The sequence below is a fragment of the Streptomyces sp. Pv4-95 genome, assembly GCF_045782725.1.
In the GTDB taxonomy this organism is placed as follows: domain Bacteria; phylum Actinomycetota; class Actinomycetes; order Streptomycetales; family Streptomycetaceae; genus Streptomyces.
The window spans coordinates 3,713,730-3,731,504 of the sequence record NZ_CP127172.1 but is presented as its reverse complement, the minus strand read 5'-3'; the positions used below and the strand labels follow the sequence as shown (position 1 = coordinate 3,731,504).

The window sequence follows — 17,775 nt, the reverse complement described above, 5'->3', positions numbered from 1 at the left end:
GAGGCGCGCCCCGTCGGCAGCGGCCGGCCTTGCCCGTACCCCGTAAGGAAAACCCCCACCATGACCCGTCGGCACGACCCTCGTCGTAAGCCCGCACCCCGCCCCAATCCGCTCGATGCGGCCGGGATCACCTATATCGACTACAAGGACACCACTCTGCTGCGGAAGTTCCTCTCCGACCGGGGCAAGATCCGCAGCCGGAGGATCACCCGCGTCACGGCGCAGCAGCAGCGGCAGCTGGCCCGCGCCGTCAAGAACGCGAGGGAGATGGCGCTGCTGCCGTATGCCTCGCGGTGAGGGCGGGGGCCGAACGGGGCGGTCGCTCGCGGTGGAACCCGAACGCCGCGGCGGCCGTCCCAGCTGCGTGGAGCGGCCGGTCCCGAGGGGGCCTGCCCGCGCTCTCCCGCATCGGGGGCCGACGGCGGCGGGGCGTGGGGCCGGTATGCGACGAGCTGTGACCGTTTCGGCACCGGCTGTCGTGCACGTGCATCTGCGCATGCATCTGCATATGAACGCAGCTATGATCCCGGGCAGTTGCCATCTGTTATCCCCGGGAGACCTCTGTGCCTCACGCACACAACGGCATGGCCGCAACGGATCTCCGTGACGTGGTCTGGCAGAAGAGCCGGCACAGCAACTCGCAGGGCTCGTGCGTGGAGTTCGCGAAGCTGCCCGGGGGCGAGATCGCGGTGCGCAACTCCCGCTTCCCGGACGGCCCGGCGCTGGTCTACACGCCGGCCGAGATCGAGTCGATGCTCATCGGCGTCAAGGGCGGGGAGTTCGACCACCTCGTGGCCGACTAGAGCGCGAAGGGCGGCCGCGGCGCCTGCGCCGCACCGGTGTGCGCGCACGCGGACGGCCGGGCCCGCCGCCCTGAGGGCGGGCGAAGCCCGGTGGGATGAAGCCCGTTACGGCAGCCGGAAGAGGGCCCACACGATCTTGCCGGGGGCGGCGCCGGACAGCGGCTGCCAGCCCCAGCTGTCGCTGAAGGCTTCCACGAGATACAGCCCGCGCCCCGACTCCGCGGCCTCGTCGGCCTCGCCGGCGACCGGGGAGCAGTCGCTGGGGTCCCGGACGGCGCAGATCAGCCGGGAGGACCAGCGCATCAGGTGCAGGCGGGCCGGCGGGGTGTCATCGGCGCGTTCGGGAGCGGCGAGGATCGCGTGCCGCAGGGCGTTGGTGACGAGTTCGGAGACCACCAGGGCGACTCCGTCGAAGAGCTCGTCCAGCTCCCAGCCGTGCAGGGTGTCGCGGGTGAACTTCCGTGCACCGCCGACCGATTCGTACCGCGGCGGGAGCGTGCAGGACGCGGATCCGGAGACGGCCAAGGGGTCGACGGGAGGAAGGCCCTGCCATAACGGCTCGAGCATGGTCAAAACCTTGGTCCCCATGCGAGGCACTCCTGGCGTTCGCGGACGTCATGACCCTGGCCGGTCAGCCGGATCTGGCGGATCTTTCACGAGCGTGCATGCGTGCGACGCCCATGGTTCCCAATGGGCACGACAGATGCAAGGGCAGATGCACGTGCACGTGCCGTGATTGCGCCAGGACGGACGGATTCGCGGGCAATTCTTCTCGTGGCTTTCTGTGGAGAGCTTGCGGTGGCCTCACATATCAGTAACCGGATGAGCACTCAACGAAGCGCGAACGTGGCAGACTGCGGCGCGTTGTTGGACGGGGTGTGGTCACAGGAAGGTCCGAGAGGTGTCCGCTAACGAGTCGAGCGGGTCGGTGGTACGGCGCATCCTGCTCGGATCGCAGCTTCGCCGGCTGCGTGAATCCCGTGGCATAACCCGGGAAGCGGCCGGCTACTCGATCCGCGCGTCGGAGTCGAAGATCAGCCGCATGGAGCTGGGCAGGGTGAGCTTCAAGGCGCGGGACGTCGAGGACCTGCTCACGCTGTACGGGGTCGGCGACCAGCAGGAGCGCGAAGCCCTCCTCTCCCTCGCGCGCGAGGCCAACGTCACGGGGTGGTGGCACAGTTACACCGATGTCCTGCCCGGCTGGTTCCAGACCTATGTCGGCCTGGAAGGCGCCACTTCCGCCATCCGCACCTATGAAGTGCAGTTCGTGCACGGCCTGTTGCAGACCGAGAGCTATGCCCACGCCGTGGTCAGACGCGGCATGCCCGACGCCACGACCGCCGATGTGGAGCGCCGCGTCGCGCTGCGCGTGGAGCGCCAGAAGCTGCTGCTCGCGGAGCGCCCGCCGCAGTTCCACTGCGTGCTGGACGAGTCCGCGCTGCGCCGTCCGTACGGCGAGCGCGAGGTCATGCGCGACCAGCTGCGGCATCTGATCGAGATGTCCGAGCGGCCGAACGTGCGCCTGCAGGTCATGCCGTTCAGCTATGGCGGGCACGCGGCAGAAAGCGGCGCCTTCACCATGCTGGGCTTCCCGGAGACGGGTCTGCCGGACGTCGTCTATCTGGAGCAGCTGACCAGCGCGCTGTATGTGGACAAGCCCGAAGAGGTGGCCCTGTACGCGCGGGCGATGGACCGCCTCCAGGAGGAGGGGCCGAATCCGGCCGAGAGCCGGGACCTCTTGCGTGGTCTACTCCAACTGATGTGACGCACCGGTAGGATGACCAGCCATCAGGAGTCAGCACCCCCCAACGCGGCGCCCTGTGTGCCCTGTTCTCCAGATCGGGATGGCATGTCCTACTTCGACGAGTTGGCGTATCAGTTCATCGACGGCGAGTGGCGATCCGGCAGTGGCTCGTGGGACATCGTCGATTTCAATCCGTACAACGGCGAGAAGCTGACGTCCATACCCGTCGCCACCGTCGAGGAGATAGACCAGGCATACCGCGCCGCCGAGCGGGCGCAGCGCGAGTGGGGTGCCGTCAACCCCTACAGCCGGCGGCTCGTCTTCGAGCGCGCGCTGCGGATCATCGACGACCGCGAGGCGGAGCTGGGCGAGGCGATCGCCGCGGAGGTCGGCGGGACGCGCGCCAAGGTGGGCTTCGAACTGCATCTCGCCAGGGAGTTCCTGCGGGAGGCGATCCAGCTGGCGCTGCGCGCCGAGGGCCGTATCCTGCCGTCGCCGGTGGACGGCAAGGAGAACCGTCTCTACCGCCTGCCGGTCGGTGTCGTCGGCGTCATCAGCCCCTTCAACTTCCCGTTCCTGCTGTCGATGAAGTCCGTCGCGCCGGCCATCGCGCTCGGTAACGCCGTGGTCCTCAAGCCGCACCAGAACACCCCGATCTGCGGCGGTGGGCTGGTCGCCAAGATCTTCGAGGAGGCCGGGCTGCCGCCGGGCGTCCTCAACGTCGTCGTCACCGACATCGCCGAGATCGGCGACGCGCTCATCGAGCACCCGGTGCCCAAGACGATCTCCTTCACCGGGTCGGAGAAGGTCGGCCGGCATGTCGCGACCGTCGCCGCCTCGCACTTCAAGCACGCGGTGCTGGAGCTGGGCGGGAACAGCGCGCTCGTCGTGCTGGAGGACGCCGATATCGACTACGCCGTGGACGCCGCGGTCTTCAGCCGATTCGTGCACCAGGGCCAGGTCTGCATGGCCGCGAACCGGGTGCTCGTGGACCGCGCGGTGGAGCGCGAGTTCACCGAGAAGTTCGTCGCCAAGGTCGCGTCCCTGAAGGTCGGCGATCCCGCGGACCCGCAGACCCACATCGGCCCGCTGATCAACGAAGGCCAGGCCGAGGCCGTCTCCTCGGTGGTGGACCGGGCCCTCGCCGAGGGGGCCAGCGCGCTCCTGCACGGCGAGACCCGGGGCACGCTCGTCGCGCCGAGCGTGCTGAGCGGGCTGGCGGAGGACTCCTCGATCCTCACCCAGGAGATCTTCGGCCCGGTGGTGCTGCTGATCCCCTTTGACGGCGACGACGAGGCGGTACGGCTCACCAACGCCACGCCGTACGGACTCAGCGGCGCGGTGCACACCGGGGACATCGAGCGCGGGGTGCGGTTCGCCAAGCGCATCGAGACCGGGATGATTCACATCAACGACGGCACGGTGCACGACGAGCCGATCGTGCCGTTCGGCGGCGAGAAGAGCTCCGGGGTCGGCCGGCTGAACGGCGACGCCATGGTGGAGGCCTTCACCACCACCAAGTGGATCTCCATTCAGCACGGGCGGTCGACCTTCCCGTTCTGAGAACTTCAGGATCAGCCTGCCGCGCGGCCGTTGAGGACAGGATCTGACCGCAAGGGCTCGTACGTTGAGTGATGTCGGAAGGCGGGTGGCGCGAAGCCGGTCCGCCCGGGGATGTCACGAAAGGTGGACCCATGCCCACTCACGTTGTTGCAGAGGCCCATGGCGACGAGCGCGGCGCGCTCCTGGCCTTCCTGGAGGCGCAGCGGGGCGGCCTGCGGCGCGCGGTGCTCGGACTGACCGACGAGCAGGCGGCGCAGCGGCCGAGCGCCAGCGAGCTGTCGCTCGCGGGCCTCGTCAAGCACGTCGCGGAGACCGAGCAGGGCTGGGTGGAGACCGCGCAGGAGCTGCCGCACTCCATCGCGCGGGACGAGGACACCTGGCACCTGAGCTTCCGGCTGGAGGACGGCGAGACGCTGGGCAGCGTGCTGGAGTTCTACGAGGCCGTCGCCCGGCGGACCGAGAAGTTCGTGCGGTCCGTGCCCAGCCTGAACGACACCTTCCCGCTCCCATCGGCGCCCTGGTACCCGCCGGAGGCGCAGCAGTCGATGCGCTGGCTGGTCCTGCACCTGATCGAGGAGACGGCCCGGCACGCCGGGCACGGCGACATCATCCGCGAGTCGCTGGACGGCAAGACCGCGTTCGCCCTGGTCGACGAGGAGCAGCAGGCGCGGCAGGGCGGGCAGGAGTAGGGCGCGCGGCCGGCGTCGCGCGGGCGGCCGCCCGACATCCCGGTCCCGCAGGGGCTTCCCGCTGCCGGACCGGGATGCCGGGCGGGGCTTGGTCAAAGTTGAATAGCCGCACCCGTCTAGGCTGACGGCACCGGCCGCAAACGGGTGCGGCGGCGCGCGTGAGGGGTTGAGCGGACGATGTCGGCGATCCGGCTGTTGGTCCTCGGTGCCGTGCGGCAGCACGGGCGGGCGCACGGCTACCAGGTGCGCAACGACCTGGAGTACTGGGGCGCCGACGAATGGTCCAACGCCAAGCCGGGTTCGATCTACCACGCGCTCAAGCAGATGGCGAAGCACGGCCTGCTGCTCGCCCACGACATCGCGCCGAGCACGGCCGGCGGTCCGCCGCGCACCGAGTACGAGCTGACCGCGGCGGGGGAGGCCGAGTTCTTCACGCTGCTGCGCGCGGCGCTCTCCCAGCACGACCAGAAGGTCGATGTGCTCAGCGCGGGCATCGGCTTCCTGGTCGACCTGCCGCGCGCCGAGGCGGTCGCGCTGCTCAGGGAGCGGGTGCGGGCATTCGAGGAGTGGCGGGGCACGGTCACCGAGTACTACACGCCCGAGGGCGGGCCGGGGCAGCTCGGTCACATCGGCGAGATCATGGACATGTGGGTGCACTCCGCGGACAGCGGAGCCGCGTGGACGCGTGGCCTGATCGAGCGGATCGAGGGCGGGGCGTACGTCTTCGCGGGCGAGGGGGAGCCGTTCGTCGGCGTGCTCCCGGACGGGGTGGCGAACCCGTACGCGCCGCGGCGTTCCGGTTCGCCGGACGGTGAGCAGACCTGCGAGGAACGGAACGGCCGCGCGGAGGCGGGCGCCGAGCCCGGTGAGCAGGCGCGTTGAGCCGCGGCGCGGCGCAGGACCGACGGCCGGGGCGCTGAGGTCCGGGCCGCGCGGGATCTGGGAATGCGTACGGCTCCGCGCACGCGCGCGGTTGCGGCGGGAGGTCAGTGGTGGAAGGCGGTGGCCACGTTCGCCGGACGCTCCAACGGACCGGTCTGGCGCCGGAGTTCCGTCAGCAGCTCCTCCAGGTCCTTCAAGAACATGTCGGCGAGGTCGTGGGAGAAGCCGTTGCGGCAGACCACCCGCAGCACGGACAGGTCCTCGCGGTGCGGCGGGAAGGTGTAGGCGGGAATCAGCCAGCCCCGCTCCTTCATCCGCCGGGACACGTCGAAGACGTCGAAGGCGGTGACGTCGTCCGCGGTGGTGAAGGCGAAGACCGGCAGCTGATCGCCGTGGGTGAGCAGCCGGAAGTCACCCAGGGCGGCGATCCGCTCGGCCATCGAGCGAGCCACGTCACGGGTGACCTGCTGGACGGCCCGGTAGCCGTCCCGGCCCAGCCGCAGGAAGGTGTAGTACTGGGCGGCGACCTGGGCGCCGGGGCGGGAGAAGTTGAGCGCGAAGGTCGGCATGTCGCCGCCCAGGTAGTTGACGCGGAAGACCAGCTCCTCGGGCAGCGCCTCCTGGTCGCGCCACAGGGCCCAGCCGACTCCCGGGTAGACCAGGCCGTACTTGTGCCCCGAGGTGTTGATGGAGGCGACCCGCGGCAGCCGGAAGTCCCACTCCAGATCGGGGTCGAGGAACGGCGCGATCATGGCGCCGGACGCGCCGTCGACGTGGACGGGGATGTCCCAGCCGCTGCGCTCCTGGATCTCGTCCAGGGCCGCGCAGATCTCGGCCACCGGCTCGTAGGAGCCGTCGAAGGTCGAGCCGAGGATCGCCACCACGCCGATGGTGTTCTCGTCGCACAGCTCGGCGGCGGTCGCCGCGTCGAGGTGGAAGCGGTCGCCGTCCATCGGGACCTGGCGTGCCTCGACCTCCCAGAAGTTGCAGAACTTCTCCCAGCAGACCTGGACGTTGGCGCCCATCACGAGATTCGGCCGGGCGGTCGCGGGATAGCGGTCCTGGTTGCGCTGCGTCCAGCGGCGCTTGAGCGCCATCCCCGCGAGCATGCACGCCTCGCTGGAGCCGGTGGTGGAGCAGCCGACGGTCGTTGCCGGGTCGGGCGCGTGCCACAGGTCGGCGAGCATCGACACGCAGCGCTTCTCCAGCTCCGCGGTGCGCGGGTACTCGTCCTTGTCGATCATGTTCTTGTCCCGGCACTCGGCCATCACGACGCCCGCCTGCGGCTCCATCCAGGTGGTGACGAAGGTCGCCAGGTTGAGCCGGGAGTTGCCGTCGAGCATCAGCTCGTCGTGCACGAACTGATAGGCGGTGTGCGGGGAGACCGGGCCGTCGGGCAGCTTGTGCCACGGGGGCGCCTCGGTCATGCCGGATACCGGATCGGCCTCGCCGTAGAAGGGATTGACCGAGCGTCCGGTGCCCGGCCGGCCGGCGCCGGAACCGCCTTTGTGGAGAGTCATCTGGCCGCCTACTCCTCAGCCGACCTGCGTGAGGCCGGATTTGATGGCTTTGGTGAACTTCACCACGCGTGCCGCCTGGATGCGGGCAGCGGTGCGCGCGTCGTCGTCGACCGGCGCGTCGGGGCCGCCGGTGTGCGAGGTGCCGTAGGGATTGCCGTCGGTGTACTTCGCCGGGTCGGTGTAGCCGGGCGTGACGAGGATGCCGCCGAAGTGGTGGATCGTCTGGTAGAGCGCCAGCAGGGTGGACTCCTGGCCGCCGTGCGCGGTGGCGCTCGCGGTGAAGCCGCTGTAGACCTTGTCGGCCAGTTGGCCGTGCCTCCAGAGGCCGCCCAGGGTGTCGAGGAACTGCTTGAGCTGGGCGGACACATTGCCGAAGCGGGTGGGGGAGCCGAAGATCACGGCGTCCGCCCAGAGCATGTCCTCCGGGACGGCCTCCATGATGTCGGCGGTCGCGGCGGCGTTCGCGGCCCAGGCCGGATAGGCGTCGACGACGGCCTGCGGAGCGAGTTCTGCGGTCCTGCGCAGCCGTACGTCGGCGCCCGCGTGCTCGGCGGTGTCCGCGATGAGCCGGGCGAGCTCGGCCACGGTGCCCGTCGACGAGTAGTAGATGACGGCGACGTTCACGTCATGCACGGGCATCGGCACACCTCCTGGATCCCGACGATAAGGGGACAAAGAGGGTGGAGCCTCCAGAGGGCGGCCGGGGGAAGGCAAACGGGCGGGGAGCGGGCCCATGGGGCCGCGCGTCCCCGCCCGTGGGCGACCGACGGGTCGGGCTCAGCCCGGTCCGGCCATCGACAGCTTCGCCGCGAAACCGAGGAACGCCGCGCCGGCGCCCGCCGACAGGCCGGCCGACAGCCGGCGGCGGCGCCGGAAGGTCGCCGCCAGGAACGTCCCGCTGAAGATCAGGATCGACAGGTACGTGAGGCTGAACAGCTGCGCCCAGGCGCCCAGCGTCAGGAACGACAGCACCGGGTGCGCGTAGGACGGGTCCACGAACTGCACGAAGAACGAGATGAAGAAGAGGATCGCCTTCGGGTTGAGCAGCGAGACCACCAGCGCCCTGCGGTAGGGCCGCTCGACGGTCTCCTTCGCCTCCGCGGCGGCGTCCTCGCCGTCGCGAGCGGCCCGGCGCGCCTCGCGGCCGCGCCACAGCGCCCAGGCGCCGCGCAGCATCCCGACCGCCAGCCACGTCAGATAACCCGCCCCGGCAAACTTCACGATCGCGAAGAGAACCGGGCTGGTCTGCAGCAGCGACGCCACCCCGCCCGCGGAGAGCGTCATGAGCACGGTGTCACCGCACAGCACACCCGCCGCCGCCCGGTACGCCACCCGCGGACCGCGCCGCGCGGCCACCGAGACGACATACAGCGAGTTCGGGCCCGGCAGCAGAATGATCAGCGCGAGCCCCACCAGGTAGGTGGACAGATCGGTTATTCCCAGCATGGGCGGCAGGATGTCATCCCGGGCCCGCCCCCTTCACCGGGCTTTCAGCATCCGGACTTGCACCTCACGTGACGTGAGGACACATCGTGGCGTGCGTACCGGAAGGAGCGGAAGTGAGCTATTCGGTAGGGCAGGTCGCCGGGTTCTCCGGCGTCACGGTGCGCACCCTGCACCACTACGACGAGATCGGGCTGCTGGCGCCCGGCGCACGCAACCACGCAGGTCACCGGCGCTACGCCGAGGCCGATCTGGACCGGCTGCAGCAGATCCTGTTCTACCGGGAGCTGGGCTTTCCGCTCGATGAGGTCGCGGCACTTCTGGACGACCCCGACGCGGACCCGCAGGAGCACCTGCGGCATCAGCACGAGCTGCTGAGCGCCCGGATCGGCAGGCTCCAGGAGATGGCCGCCGCCGTCGAACGAGCGATGGAGGCACGAAGGATGAAGGTTCGGCTCACACCCGAGGAGAAGTTCGAGGTCTTCGGCGACTTCGACCCCGACCAGTACGCGGAGGAGGCCGAGCGCCGCTGGGGCGGCACCGACGCCTACCAGGAGTCGCAGCGCCGCACGGCGGGGTACCGCAAGGAGGACTGGCAGCGGCTGACGGCGGAACTCGAGGCCATCCACCACCGCATGGCGGACCTGCTCGATCAGGGCGTGGCGGCGGACTCCGAGGCGGCGACGGACGTCGCCGAGGAGCACCGGCGGTTCCTCTGCGGCGCCTACTACGACTGCACCTACGAGATGCACACCGGGCTCGGCGAGATGTACGTCGCGGACGAGCGGTTCACGGCCACCTACGAGGAGATCAGGACGGGCCTGGCCGGCTACCTGCGCGACGCGATCCTGGCCAATGCCGTGCGCCGTGTGTGATCCGGTACGGGCCGGGGGCGCGCCTTCGGCCCGTACCGCCGCGCCGGGACGGCTCAGCTCTTGGGGGCGATCACCACGGCCGTGCCGTAGGCGCACACCTCGGTGCCGATGTCGGCCGCCTCGGTGACGTCGAAGCGGAACATCAGCACCGCGTTCGCACCGCGCGAGCGGGCCTGCTCGACGAGCCGGTCCATCGCCTGGTTGCGGGTCTCCACCAGCGTCTTGGTCAGGCCCTTCAGCTCCCCGCCGATCATCGACTTCAGGCCCGCGCCGATCTGGCTGCCGACGTGCCGGGAGCGCACCGTGAGGCCGAAGACCTCTCCGATCACCTGCTGGACCGCATGGCCGGGTACGTCGTTCGTGGTCACCACCAGGACGTCGGACCGGGACTGCCCGCCGCCGTAGTCCTCGATGCTCATGGCGCACCTCCTTGGCGCCAGGATCACCCGGACCGGCGGGCCCGGCCAGCGGCCGGCGGCGAGCGGGTGGCGTCGCCCGGCAGGCGGGGAGCGGGCCGGGGCACGCCCGAGTGGCGTACGACACCCGCGCAGCTGCCACGGCGCGGGAGCCGACTGGAACCATGGCGCGTCGCCCGGCGTTGATAGCTTTGGGCCGCACACTGCGCCTGCACCCGTCGCACCGCACGATCCGGCGCCCTCGACCCAGGAGCCTTCACCCCGTGAATACTCTCGCGCTCGGCCCCCAGTGGCTGGACCCGGACTACCTGATCGCGACGTTCGGCCTGATCGGCGTGCTGGTCATCGTCTTCGCGGAGTCCGGCCTGCTGATCGGATTCTTCCTGCCGGGCGACTCGCTCCTGTTCACCACCGGTCTGCTGGTGACGACGAACAAGCTGGACAAGCCGCTGTGGCTGGTGTGCGCCCTGATCGTGCTGGCCGCGGTCCTGGGCGACCAGGCGGGCTATCTCTTCGGCCGCAAGGTGGGCCCCGCGCTCTTCACCCGCCCGGACTCCAAGCTCTTCAAGCAGGAGAACGTCGAGAAGGCGCACGAGTTCTTCGAGAAGCACGGCCCGAAGTCGCTGATCCTGGCCCGCTTCGTCCCGATCGTGCGGACGTTCACGCCGATCATCGCGGGCGTGAGCCGGATGAACTACCGCTCCTTCATCACCTTCAACGTCATCGGCGGCACCCTGTGGGGCGCCGGTGTGACGCTGCTCGGCGCGTCTCTGGGCAACATCGAGTTCGTCCACAAGAACATCGAAGCCATCCTGATCCTGATCGTGCTGATCTCCGTGGTGCCGATCGCCATCGAGTACCTCCGATCGCGCGGCAAGTCCAAGAAGGAGGCCGCGGCCCGCCCGGTGGACCCGGCGGTCGAGCGGCCGCAGAGCCCTGCCGACGGCCGCCGCGGGCGGCACGCCAAGCGCTGACGCCGGGGCCCGCCTCCCGCGCTCCCTGCCTCTCACCACCCTCACCGTCACCCCCCTGTCTCCGCCCCGCCTGCGGCCGCGTGTCACAGGCGTCTCTCCAGGGCACACGACGGACCGTGTCATCGGTGTTCCCCGCCCGGCTCGGGCGGCAGAACGCCGCACCGGAAAACGCGCGCCCCGAGCAAGCGCGGCGATCGGTCATCGGGCATCGTGTCCTTGACGGTCGGCAGGAGGCGTACGAGGAGCGAGGAGACGTGGCGTCGGATCCAAAGCGCGGCCAGCGCGGCACCAACGGCACGAACGACCAGAAGTCCCCCAGCAAAGGCTCGAAGAGCGCGAAGAACGGCAGCAGCGCCATCAGCAACACCGGTAAGCCCGGCGAGGGTTCCTCGGACCCGGCCGGCACCCCCGAAGAACGCAAGTCCCAGTCGGACGAGGCCCACAGCGCCTTCACCCCGCCACTGGGCGTGCCGTATCCCCCCGTGCCCGAGGAAGAGCACCCCACCTCCGAATTCGCGCTGCCCGAAGGGCTGCGCCCGGAGACGTCGACCGAGCAGGAGGGCTCGGCGTTCACGGCCCCCGCGGGCACCACGGGCCAGACGCCGCAGCCGAGCCAGACCGGCTCGACCACCGCGGGCTTCGCCTTCACCCCGCCGCACGGCATCCCGATCGTCAGTCTCACCAAGGAAGTCCCCTGGCAGGACCGGATGCGCACCATGCTCCGGATGCCGATCGGGGAGCGGCCGGTTCCCGAGCGGGTCGAGCGCACCGACGAGTCGGGGCCCGCGGTACCGCGCGTGCTCGACCTCACCCTGCGTATCGGCGAGATCCTGCTGGCCGGCGGTGAGGGGGCCGAGGACGTCGAGGCCGCGATGTTCGGTGTCGCGCACGCCTACGCGCTGGAGCGGGTCGAGCCGACCGTCACCTTCACGCTGCTCTCGATCTCCTACCAGCCGTCGCTGGTCGACGACCCGGTCACGGCCAGCAGGACCGTCCGGCGCCGCGGCGTCGACTACAACCGCCTCTCCGCGGTGTTCCGGCTCGTCGACGAGATCACCTCCGAGGGCATCACCCTCGAAGAGGCCTACCGCGGTCTCGCCGAGATCCGCCGTAACCGTCACCCGTACCCCAGCTGGGGGCTGACGCTCGCCTCCGGGCTCCTCTCCGGCGGCGCGAGCATGCTGGTCGGCGGCGGGCTGCTGGTCTTCATCGCCGCGGCGGTCGGCTCGATGCTGGGCGACCGGCTCGCCTGGCTCGCGTCCGGCCGCGGGCTGCCGGAGTTCTACCAGTTCGTGGTCGCGGCGATGCCGCCGGCCGCGATGGGCGTCGCCTTCGGCCTGCTGCACGCCAATGTGCAGGCGTCCGCGGTGATCACCGGTGGGCTGTTCGCCCTGATCCCGGGGCGGGCGCTGGTCGCCGGCGTCCAGGACGGCCTGACCGGCTACTACATCACCGCGGCCGCCCGTCTGCTGGAGGTCGGCTACCTCATCGTCGGCATCGTCGTCGGCGTGCTCAGCGTGCTCTACATCGGCCTCCAGCTGAATCCCGGGCTGCAGCGGCTCAACCCGGAGCAGGCGCTGGCGGCGTACAACGAGCCGCTGGTGCAGATCGGCGCCTCGATGCTGCTGGCGCTGGCGTTCTGCGTACTGCTCCAGCAGGAACGTCACACCGTGGCCTTCGCGACGTTGAACGGCGGTGTCGCCTGGGTCGTCTACGGCGCCCTCGACAACGTCGCCGGGCTCAACGCGGTGCCCGCCACCGCCATCGCGGCCGGCCTGGTCGGCCTCTTCGGCCAGTTGCTCTCCCGCTACCGCTACGCCTCGGCGCTGCCCTACGTCACCGCGGCCATCGGCCCGCTGCTGCCGGGTAGTGCCACGTACTTCGGGCTGCTCAACTTCGCCCAGGGCAACCTGCTCGACGGCATCTCGTCGCTGATCAAGGCGGTCTCGCTGGCGCTCGCCATCGCCGTCGGGGTCAACCTCGGAAGCGAGGTCGCACGGCTGTTCCTGCGGGCTCCGGGCGTCGAGTTGGCCGGCGGTCGCCGCGCCGCCAAGCGCACCCGAGGGTTCTAGGGGGTGTCCGCACCGACACCCGCCCGGCCCACCGGCCGCGACACGCGAACGGGCGGCACCCCCAAGTGGGTGCCGCCCGTTCGCGTACGAAAATCGTAGTGCGCGAGGTGTGCGCGACTCAGCGCGCGGCGATCAGTGCGGACCGCCGCGGAACCGCTGGGTCAGTGCGCGCCGCCCTGCGCCTCGAGGCGCTTGTACGAGGCCTCGATCTCGGCCTCGGCCTCGGTGCGGCCGACCCAGTTGGCGCCCTCGACGGACTTGCCGGGCTCCAGGTCCTTGTAGACCTCGAAGAAGTGCTGGATCTCCAGGCGGTCGAACTCCGACACGTGGTGGATGTCCCGAAGGTGCTCCACACGCGGGTCGGACGCCGGCACGCACAGCAGCTTGTCGTCGCCGCCGGCCTCGTCCGTCATCCGGAACATGCCGATGGCGCGGCACTTGATGAGGCAGCCGGGGAAAGTCGGCTCGTCCAGGATGACCAGGGCGTCCAGCGGGTCGCCGTCCTCGCCCAGGGTGTTCTCGACAAAACCGTAGTCGGCCGGGTAACTGGTCGAGGTGAAGAGTCGACGGTCCAGGCGGATCCGACCGGTCTCGTGGTCCACCTCGTACTTGTTCCGCGAACCCTTCGGGATCTCGATGGTGACGTCGAACTCCACGGGTGGCTCCTCCATGATCAACACATACGTCTGGTGATTAAGTGTCCCCCACGCAGGTGTGTGGTGGCGAAAGGGGCTGGTCCGAGGTGCCGGAGACCAGAACATGGCAGGTCAGATGGCAGTCGGCGCAGCAATCCGCGCGGGCGGCGGCGGATGCTGCGCTGCTCGCGTGGCGGTCCGCACCGGGCAGTACGAGGCAGACCTGGCGGCTGACAGCGGTGTCCGCCGCCACCGGGCTGACGGTCGCGGTCGTCGCGGTGGCGGCGACCGGTCCGTGGGACTCGGGTCAGCGTACGGCCGAGCGAGCCCGAGCGGCCGCGGAAGCGGGCACAGGTGGTGAGCATCACGGCAGCCCGGGGAGCCCGGGTCGCGCAGGGCCCGTGCCCAGCGCACCGCCCGTGCTGCCCGCGCTCGGCGGGCCGGGGCACGGTGCCTCCGGCCGTGGCGCCGCGCCCGTCCCCACCGGAGCCGGCCTGGCCGACGCCCTCGCGCCGCTGCTCAAGGACCCCGCGCTAGGCCCCCTGCGCACCGCGTCCGTCGTGGACGTCGCGGCAGGGCGCGAGGTCTTCGGGGCCAAGCAGAAGGAGGCCGCCACCCCCGCGTCGACGGTCAAGCTCGCCACCGCCGTGGCCGCTCTGTCCGTCCTCGGCGCGGACCACCGCATCGACACCACGGTCGTACGCGACGGCGAGGACCGCGTCGTCCTGGTCGGTGGCGGGGACCCGACCCTCACCGCCCGCGCGACGCAACCGGGAGCCGGAGAGCAGCCCGCGAGCCTGCGCGCCCTGGCCGACGACACCGCCCGCGTCCTCAAGAAGAGCCGGAACACCAAGATCACGCTCGGGTTCGACAACTCGGCGTACTCGGGGCCGGCCCGGCACCCCATCGGCGTGAACGAGAACATCGCTCCCGTCAGCGCCCTGATGGCCGACGAGGCCCGCCTCGACGACAGCGAGCACGGCACCGCGCCGCGCGACGCCGACCCGGCGGGAGCCGCCGCCCGCGCCTTCGCCGGACTGCTGCGCGAGCGCGGCATCGACGTCGACGGTAAGCCCGAGGGAGCCAAGGCCCAGAAGAAGGCCGACCGCGTCGCCCGGGTCCGCTCCCTGCCGCTCTCCGCCCTCGTCGAACGGATGCTCACCTACAGCGACAACGACATCGCCGAAGGGCTCGCCCGGCAGACGGCGCTCGCCACCGGGAAGCCGGCCAGCTTCGCCGGCGCGGGCGAGGCCGTCCACAAGGCTCTCGCGGCGCAGCAGCTGCCGCTTGACGGCGCCGTCTTCGACGACGGCAGCGGCCTGGACCGCGACGACCGGGTCTCCGCGGCCCTGCTCTCGCAGCTCCTGCTGCGCGCCTCCGCACCGGACCACCCCGGCCTGCGACCGGTCGTCACCGGCCTGCCGGTGGCCGCCTTCACGGGCACGCTCCGGGGCCGTTATGCCGACGAGACGGCGGGCGCGGGCGCGGTGCGCGCCAAGACCGGCACCCTCACCGGCGTGAACACGCTGGCCGGGAGCGTCGTCGACGCCGACGGTCGGCTGCTGGTCTTCGCCTTCATGACGAGCGGCACCACGGACCCGCAGGGCGCCCAACGGGCCCTCGACAAGCTCGCCTCGGCGGTGGCGAACTGCGGGTGCCGCTAGGCCGTGTCCGCAGGGTTCCGGCCGGGCGGCGCGCGCCACGCCGCGCCGGTGTCGTACGCGGACCGTGCGCGATCCGCCTGGTCGGCTACCCCCGAGCGGACCGCCCACGTACCGTGAACTCATGACGAGCATCGGTGGTGCGGAGATGGTCGACTGGAATCTCGCGGTTGCGACCGCGACCCGGTTTGTACGGCCGGGTCCAGAGGTGAGCCGGGACGAGGCGCGGGCGATCGTCGCCGAGCTGCGCAAGCACGCCAAGTCCTCCGAGGAACACGTCCGCGCGTTCACGCGGATGGCGCAGCCCGGCACGGAGGGCGAGGCGCCGCATGACACACCGGTCCTCGTCGTGGACCGGCCCGGCTGGATCAAGGCCAATGTCGCCGGCTTCCGGGCCGTCCTCAAGCCGCTGCTGGCCAAGATGGAGGACCGTCGCTCCTCCACCCCCGGTGGCGCCGTGCTCGGCGCGGTCGGCGGCAAGGTGACCGGCGTCGAACTGGGCATGCTGCTGTCGTTCCTGTCCTCCCGGGTACTCGGCCAGTACGAGACGTTCGCCCCCGCCTCCCGGGATCTGCCCGCCGCGGCCCAGGGCGGCCGCCTGCTGCTCGTCGCGCCGAACGTCGTGCACGTCGAGCGGGAACTGGAGGTCGACCCGCACGACTTCCGGCTGTGGGTGTGCCTGCACGAGGAGACCCACCGCACCCAGTTCACCGCCGTCCCGTGGCTGCGCGACCACATCGAGGGCGAGATCCAGTCGTTCCTCGGCGAGACCGACATCGACCCCGGCACCCTGCTGGAGCGGCTGCGCGAGGCCGCCCAGTCGCTGGCCGGTGCCAAGCCGGAGGGCGAGGAGGGCGAAGAGGGCGGCCGCTCGCTCGTCGACATCGTCCAGACGCCCGCCCAGCGCGAGATCCTCGGCCGCCTCACCGCCGTGATGTCGCTGCTCGAAGGCCATGCCGACTTCGTGATGGACGGCGTCGGGCCCGACGTCGTGCCGTCCGTCGCCGAGATCCGCGAGAAGTTCCAAAAGCGCCGGGCCAGCGGCGCGGGCCGGCTCGACCAGGCCCTGCGCAAACTGCTCGGCCTGGACGCCAAGCTGCGCCAGTACCGCGACGGCGAGCGGTTCGTCAGCGCCGTCGTCGACGAGGTCGGCATGGACGGTTTCAACCGCGTCTGGACGTCGCCGAACACCCTCCCCACCAAACAGGAGATCGCCAAACCGGCGGACTGGGTCGCGCGGGTGCACCGCAAGGCGGAGTAGGCACCGTAGGCGAGCGGCGTGTGCTGGGCACGCCGCTCGGCAGAAGCGCGCCCCTTCTATCACCCGTCTGAGGGACCGTGGCCCATGGATAGGCGTGCAATGCTCGGGGAACCGCTCGCCTCTGTCACCATCTAGGCACTCTGTGTGACGATTTCCGTCCACGGCCCGAGGCTCCCCAGCTGAACGATTGGAAACGGACATGGGTCCCCATCCAGCGGTCGCCGCGATACGCCTGGCGGTCCGCCGCGTACTCCACGACGTACTGAACCACCACTGTGCGCAGGACCGGCACGACTCCCCCCTCGTGCTCGTCGCCTGCTCCGGCGGCGCCGACTCCATGGCGCTCGCCTCCGCCCTCGCCTTCGAGGCCCCGAAGCTGGGCGTCCGCGCCGGGGGCGTCACCATCGACCACGGCCTCCAGGAGGGCTCCGACCTCCGTGCCGCCGAGGTCGCGCTCCGGCTGCGGGCCCTGCGGCTGGACCCCGTCGAGACCGTCGCCGTACGCGTCGGCCGGGACGGCGGCCCGGAAGCCGCGGCCCGCGACGCCCGCTACGCCGCCCTCGACGCCGTGGCCGAACAGCACGGCGCCGCCGCGGTCCTGCTCGGCCACACCCGCGACGACCAGGCGGAGACCGTCCTGCTCGGTCTCGCCCGCGGTTCCGGCACCCGCTCGCTCTCCGGTATGGCCGCGACCGCCGGACGGGACGGCCGCTACCGCCGCCCCTTCCTGGACGTGGACCGCCAGACCGCCCGCAAGGCATGTCTCATCCAGGCGCTGCCCGTCTGGGACGACCCGCACAACACCGACCCCGCCTACACCCGCTCGCGCCTGCGCCACGAAGGGCTGCCCGCACTGGAGAAAGCGCTCGGCAAAGGGGTCGTCGAGGCGCTCGCCCGCACCGCCCAGCTCTCCCGTGACGACGCCGACGCCCTGGACGCCTGGGCGGCCGACGCCGAGGGCAACGTGCTCGACGACAGCGGCTCCCTCGACGTCGCCGCGCTCTTCGCACTGCCCCCCGCGGTGCGCCGCCGGGTGCTGCGCAGGGCCGCCATCAGTGCGGGCGCGCCGGCCGGTTCGCTCTTCGCCCGCCACATCGAAGAAGTCGACCGGCTGATCACCGCCTGGCGGGGGCAGGGAGCCATCAACCTCCCCGGGCGAGTAGGTGTGCGACGGCAGGGTGGCAGACTGGTCATTCGGCAGGGCTGAGTCGCGGGACACCGAGGCGACGCCCCGCTT

18 protein-coding genes are annotated in these 17,775 nt (G+C 71.0%); 12 read left to right on the top strand and 6 right to left on the bottom strand.

The window, feature by feature from the left end; all coding sequences use genetic code 11:
* The first annotated feature begins 60 nt into the window (after positions 1-60).
* Positions 61-297, top strand: a complete 237-nt coding sequence (gene rpsR / locus QOM21_RS16375; protein ID WP_407550852.1) for a 30S ribosomal protein S18 — start codon at positions 61-63, stop codon at positions 295-297.
* Between the two features lie 266 nt (positions 298-563).
* On the top strand, positions 564-803 hold the full coding sequence (locus QOM21_RS16370) for a DUF397 domain-containing protein (RefSeq protein WP_407550851.1): 240 nt from the start codon (positions 564-566) through the stop codon (positions 801-803).
* A gap of 105 nt (positions 804-908) precedes the next feature.
* On the opposite strand, the gene QOM21_RS16365 is transcribed toward QOM21_RS16370, so the two are convergent.
* Positions 909-1,391 (bottom strand): ATP-binding protein, encoded by a 483-nt coding sequence (locus QOM21_RS16365; RefSeq protein ID WP_407550849.1) that lies wholly within the window; start codon positions 1,389-1,391, stop codon positions 909-911.
* A gap of 313 nt (positions 1,392-1,704) precedes the next feature.
* Between QOM21_RS16365 and QOM21_RS16360 the strand changes: the two genes are divergently transcribed.
* From QOM21_RS16360 to QOM21_RS16345, 4 genes are all read left to right on the top strand, one after another.
* A complete protein-coding gene (locus QOM21_RS16360) occupies positions 1,705-2,568 on the top strand; it encodes a helix-turn-helix domain-containing protein (protein ID WP_407550848.1) in 864 nt (287 codons plus the stop codon).
* Positions 2,569-2,652: 84 nt separating this feature from the next.
* The gene (locus QOM21_RS16355; RefSeq protein ID WP_407550846.1) at positions 2,653-4,110 is read left to right on the top strand and encodes an aldehyde dehydrogenase family protein; all 1,458 of its coding nucleotides are present in this window, start codon (positions 2,653-2,655) and stop codon (positions 4,108-4,110) included.
* 131 nt (positions 4,111-4,241) lie between these two features.
* The gene (locus tag QOM21_RS16350; RefSeq protein ID WP_407550845.1) at positions 4,242-4,799 is read left to right on the top strand and encodes a DinB family protein; all 558 of its coding nucleotides are present in this window, start codon (positions 4,242-4,244) and stop codon (positions 4,797-4,799) included.
* A gap of 177 nt (positions 4,800-4,976) precedes the next feature.
* Positions 4,977-5,681 carry a PadR family transcriptional regulator gene (locus QOM21_RS16345; RefSeq protein ID WP_407550843.1) on the top strand — a complete coding sequence of 235 codons (705 nt, stop codon included), beginning with the start codon at positions 4,977-4,979 and terminating at the stop codon, positions 5,679-5,681.
* A gap of 104 nt (positions 5,682-5,785) precedes the next feature.
* Here QOM21_RS16345 and QOM21_RS16340 read toward each other — a convergent pair whose 3' ends face one another.
* The 3 genes from QOM21_RS16340 to leuE all read right to left on the bottom strand — a co-directional run bounded on the left by QOM21_RS16340 (position 5,786) and on the right by leuE (position 8,647).
* Positions 5,786-7,201 carry a glutamate decarboxylase gene (locus tag QOM21_RS16340; RefSeq protein WP_407550841.1) on the bottom strand — a complete coding sequence of 472 codons (1,416 nt, stop codon included), beginning with the start codon at positions 7,199-7,201 and terminating at the stop codon, positions 5,786-5,788.
* Positions 7,202-7,216: 15 nt separating this feature from the next.
* The gene (gene wrbA, locus QOM21_RS16335; protein WP_407550839.1) at positions 7,217-7,840 is read right to left on the bottom strand and encodes an NAD(P)H:quinone oxidoreductase; all 624 of its coding nucleotides are present in this window, start codon (positions 7,838-7,840) and stop codon (positions 7,217-7,219) included.
* A 138-nt stretch (positions 7,841-7,978) separates the two neighbouring features.
* Positions 7,979-8,647, bottom strand: coding sequence for a leucine efflux protein LeuE (gene leuE / locus QOM21_RS16330; protein ID WP_407550838.1), 669 nt, complete (start codon positions 8,645-8,647; stop codon positions 7,979-7,981).
* A 113-nt stretch (positions 8,648-8,760) separates the two neighbouring features.
* On the opposite strand from leuE, the gene QOM21_RS16325 reads away from it, so the two are divergent.
* Complete coding sequence (locus QOM21_RS16325) at positions 8,761-9,519, top strand: MerR family transcriptional regulator (protein ID WP_407550836.1); 759 nt, start codon at positions 8,761-8,763, stop codon at positions 9,517-9,519.
* A gap of 53 nt (positions 9,520-9,572) precedes the next feature.
* Here QOM21_RS16325 and QOM21_RS16320 read toward each other — a convergent pair whose 3' ends face one another.
* Positions 9,573-9,938: a YbjQ family protein gene (locus tag QOM21_RS16320; RefSeq protein WP_407550835.1), complete on the bottom strand. Its 366-nt coding sequence runs from the start codon at positions 9,936-9,938 to the stop codon at positions 9,573-9,575.
* Between the two features lie 260 nt (positions 9,939-10,198).
* On the opposite strand from QOM21_RS16320, the gene QOM21_RS16315 reads away from it, so the two are divergent.
* On the top strand, positions 10,199-10,909 hold the full coding sequence (locus tag QOM21_RS16315) for a DedA family protein (RefSeq protein WP_407550833.1): 711 nt from the start codon (positions 10,199-10,201) through the stop codon (positions 10,907-10,909).
* Between the two features lie 356 nt (positions 10,910-11,265).
* A complete protein-coding gene (locus QOM21_RS16310) occupies positions 11,266-12,981 on the top strand; it encodes a threonine/serine exporter ThrE family protein (protein ID WP_407555698.1) in 1,716 nt (571 codons plus the stop codon).
* Between the two features lie 161 nt (positions 12,982-13,142).
* Here the strand turns inward: QOM21_RS16310 and QOM21_RS16305 are convergent, their stop codons facing one another.
* On the bottom strand, positions 13,143-13,637 hold the full coding sequence (locus QOM21_RS16305; protein WP_108151010.1) for an inorganic diphosphatase: 495 nt from the start codon (positions 13,635-13,637) through the stop codon (positions 13,143-13,145).
* Positions 13,638-13,723: 86 nt separating this feature from the next.
* Between QOM21_RS16305 and dacB the strand changes: the two genes are divergently transcribed.
* The 3 genes from dacB (at position 13,724) to tilS (ending at position 17,745) form a co-directional block, all read left to right on the top strand.
* A complete protein-coding gene (dacB, locus tag QOM21_RS16300) occupies positions 13,724-15,280 on the top strand; it encodes a D-alanyl-D-alanine carboxypeptidase/D-alanyl-D-alanine-endopeptidase (RefSeq protein WP_407550831.1) in 1,557 nt (518 codons plus the stop codon).
* A gap of 121 nt (positions 15,281-15,401) precedes the next feature.
* A complete protein-coding gene (locus QOM21_RS16295) occupies positions 15,402-16,538 on the top strand; it encodes a zinc-dependent metalloprotease (protein WP_393896482.1) in 1,137 nt (378 codons plus the stop codon).
* Between the two features lie 199 nt (positions 16,539-16,737).
* A complete protein-coding gene (gene tilS, locus QOM21_RS16290) occupies positions 16,738-17,745 on the top strand; it encodes a tRNA lysidine(34) synthetase TilS (protein ID WP_407550829.1) in 1,008 nt (335 codons plus the stop codon).
* Positions 17,746-17,775: the final 30 nt, after the last annotated feature.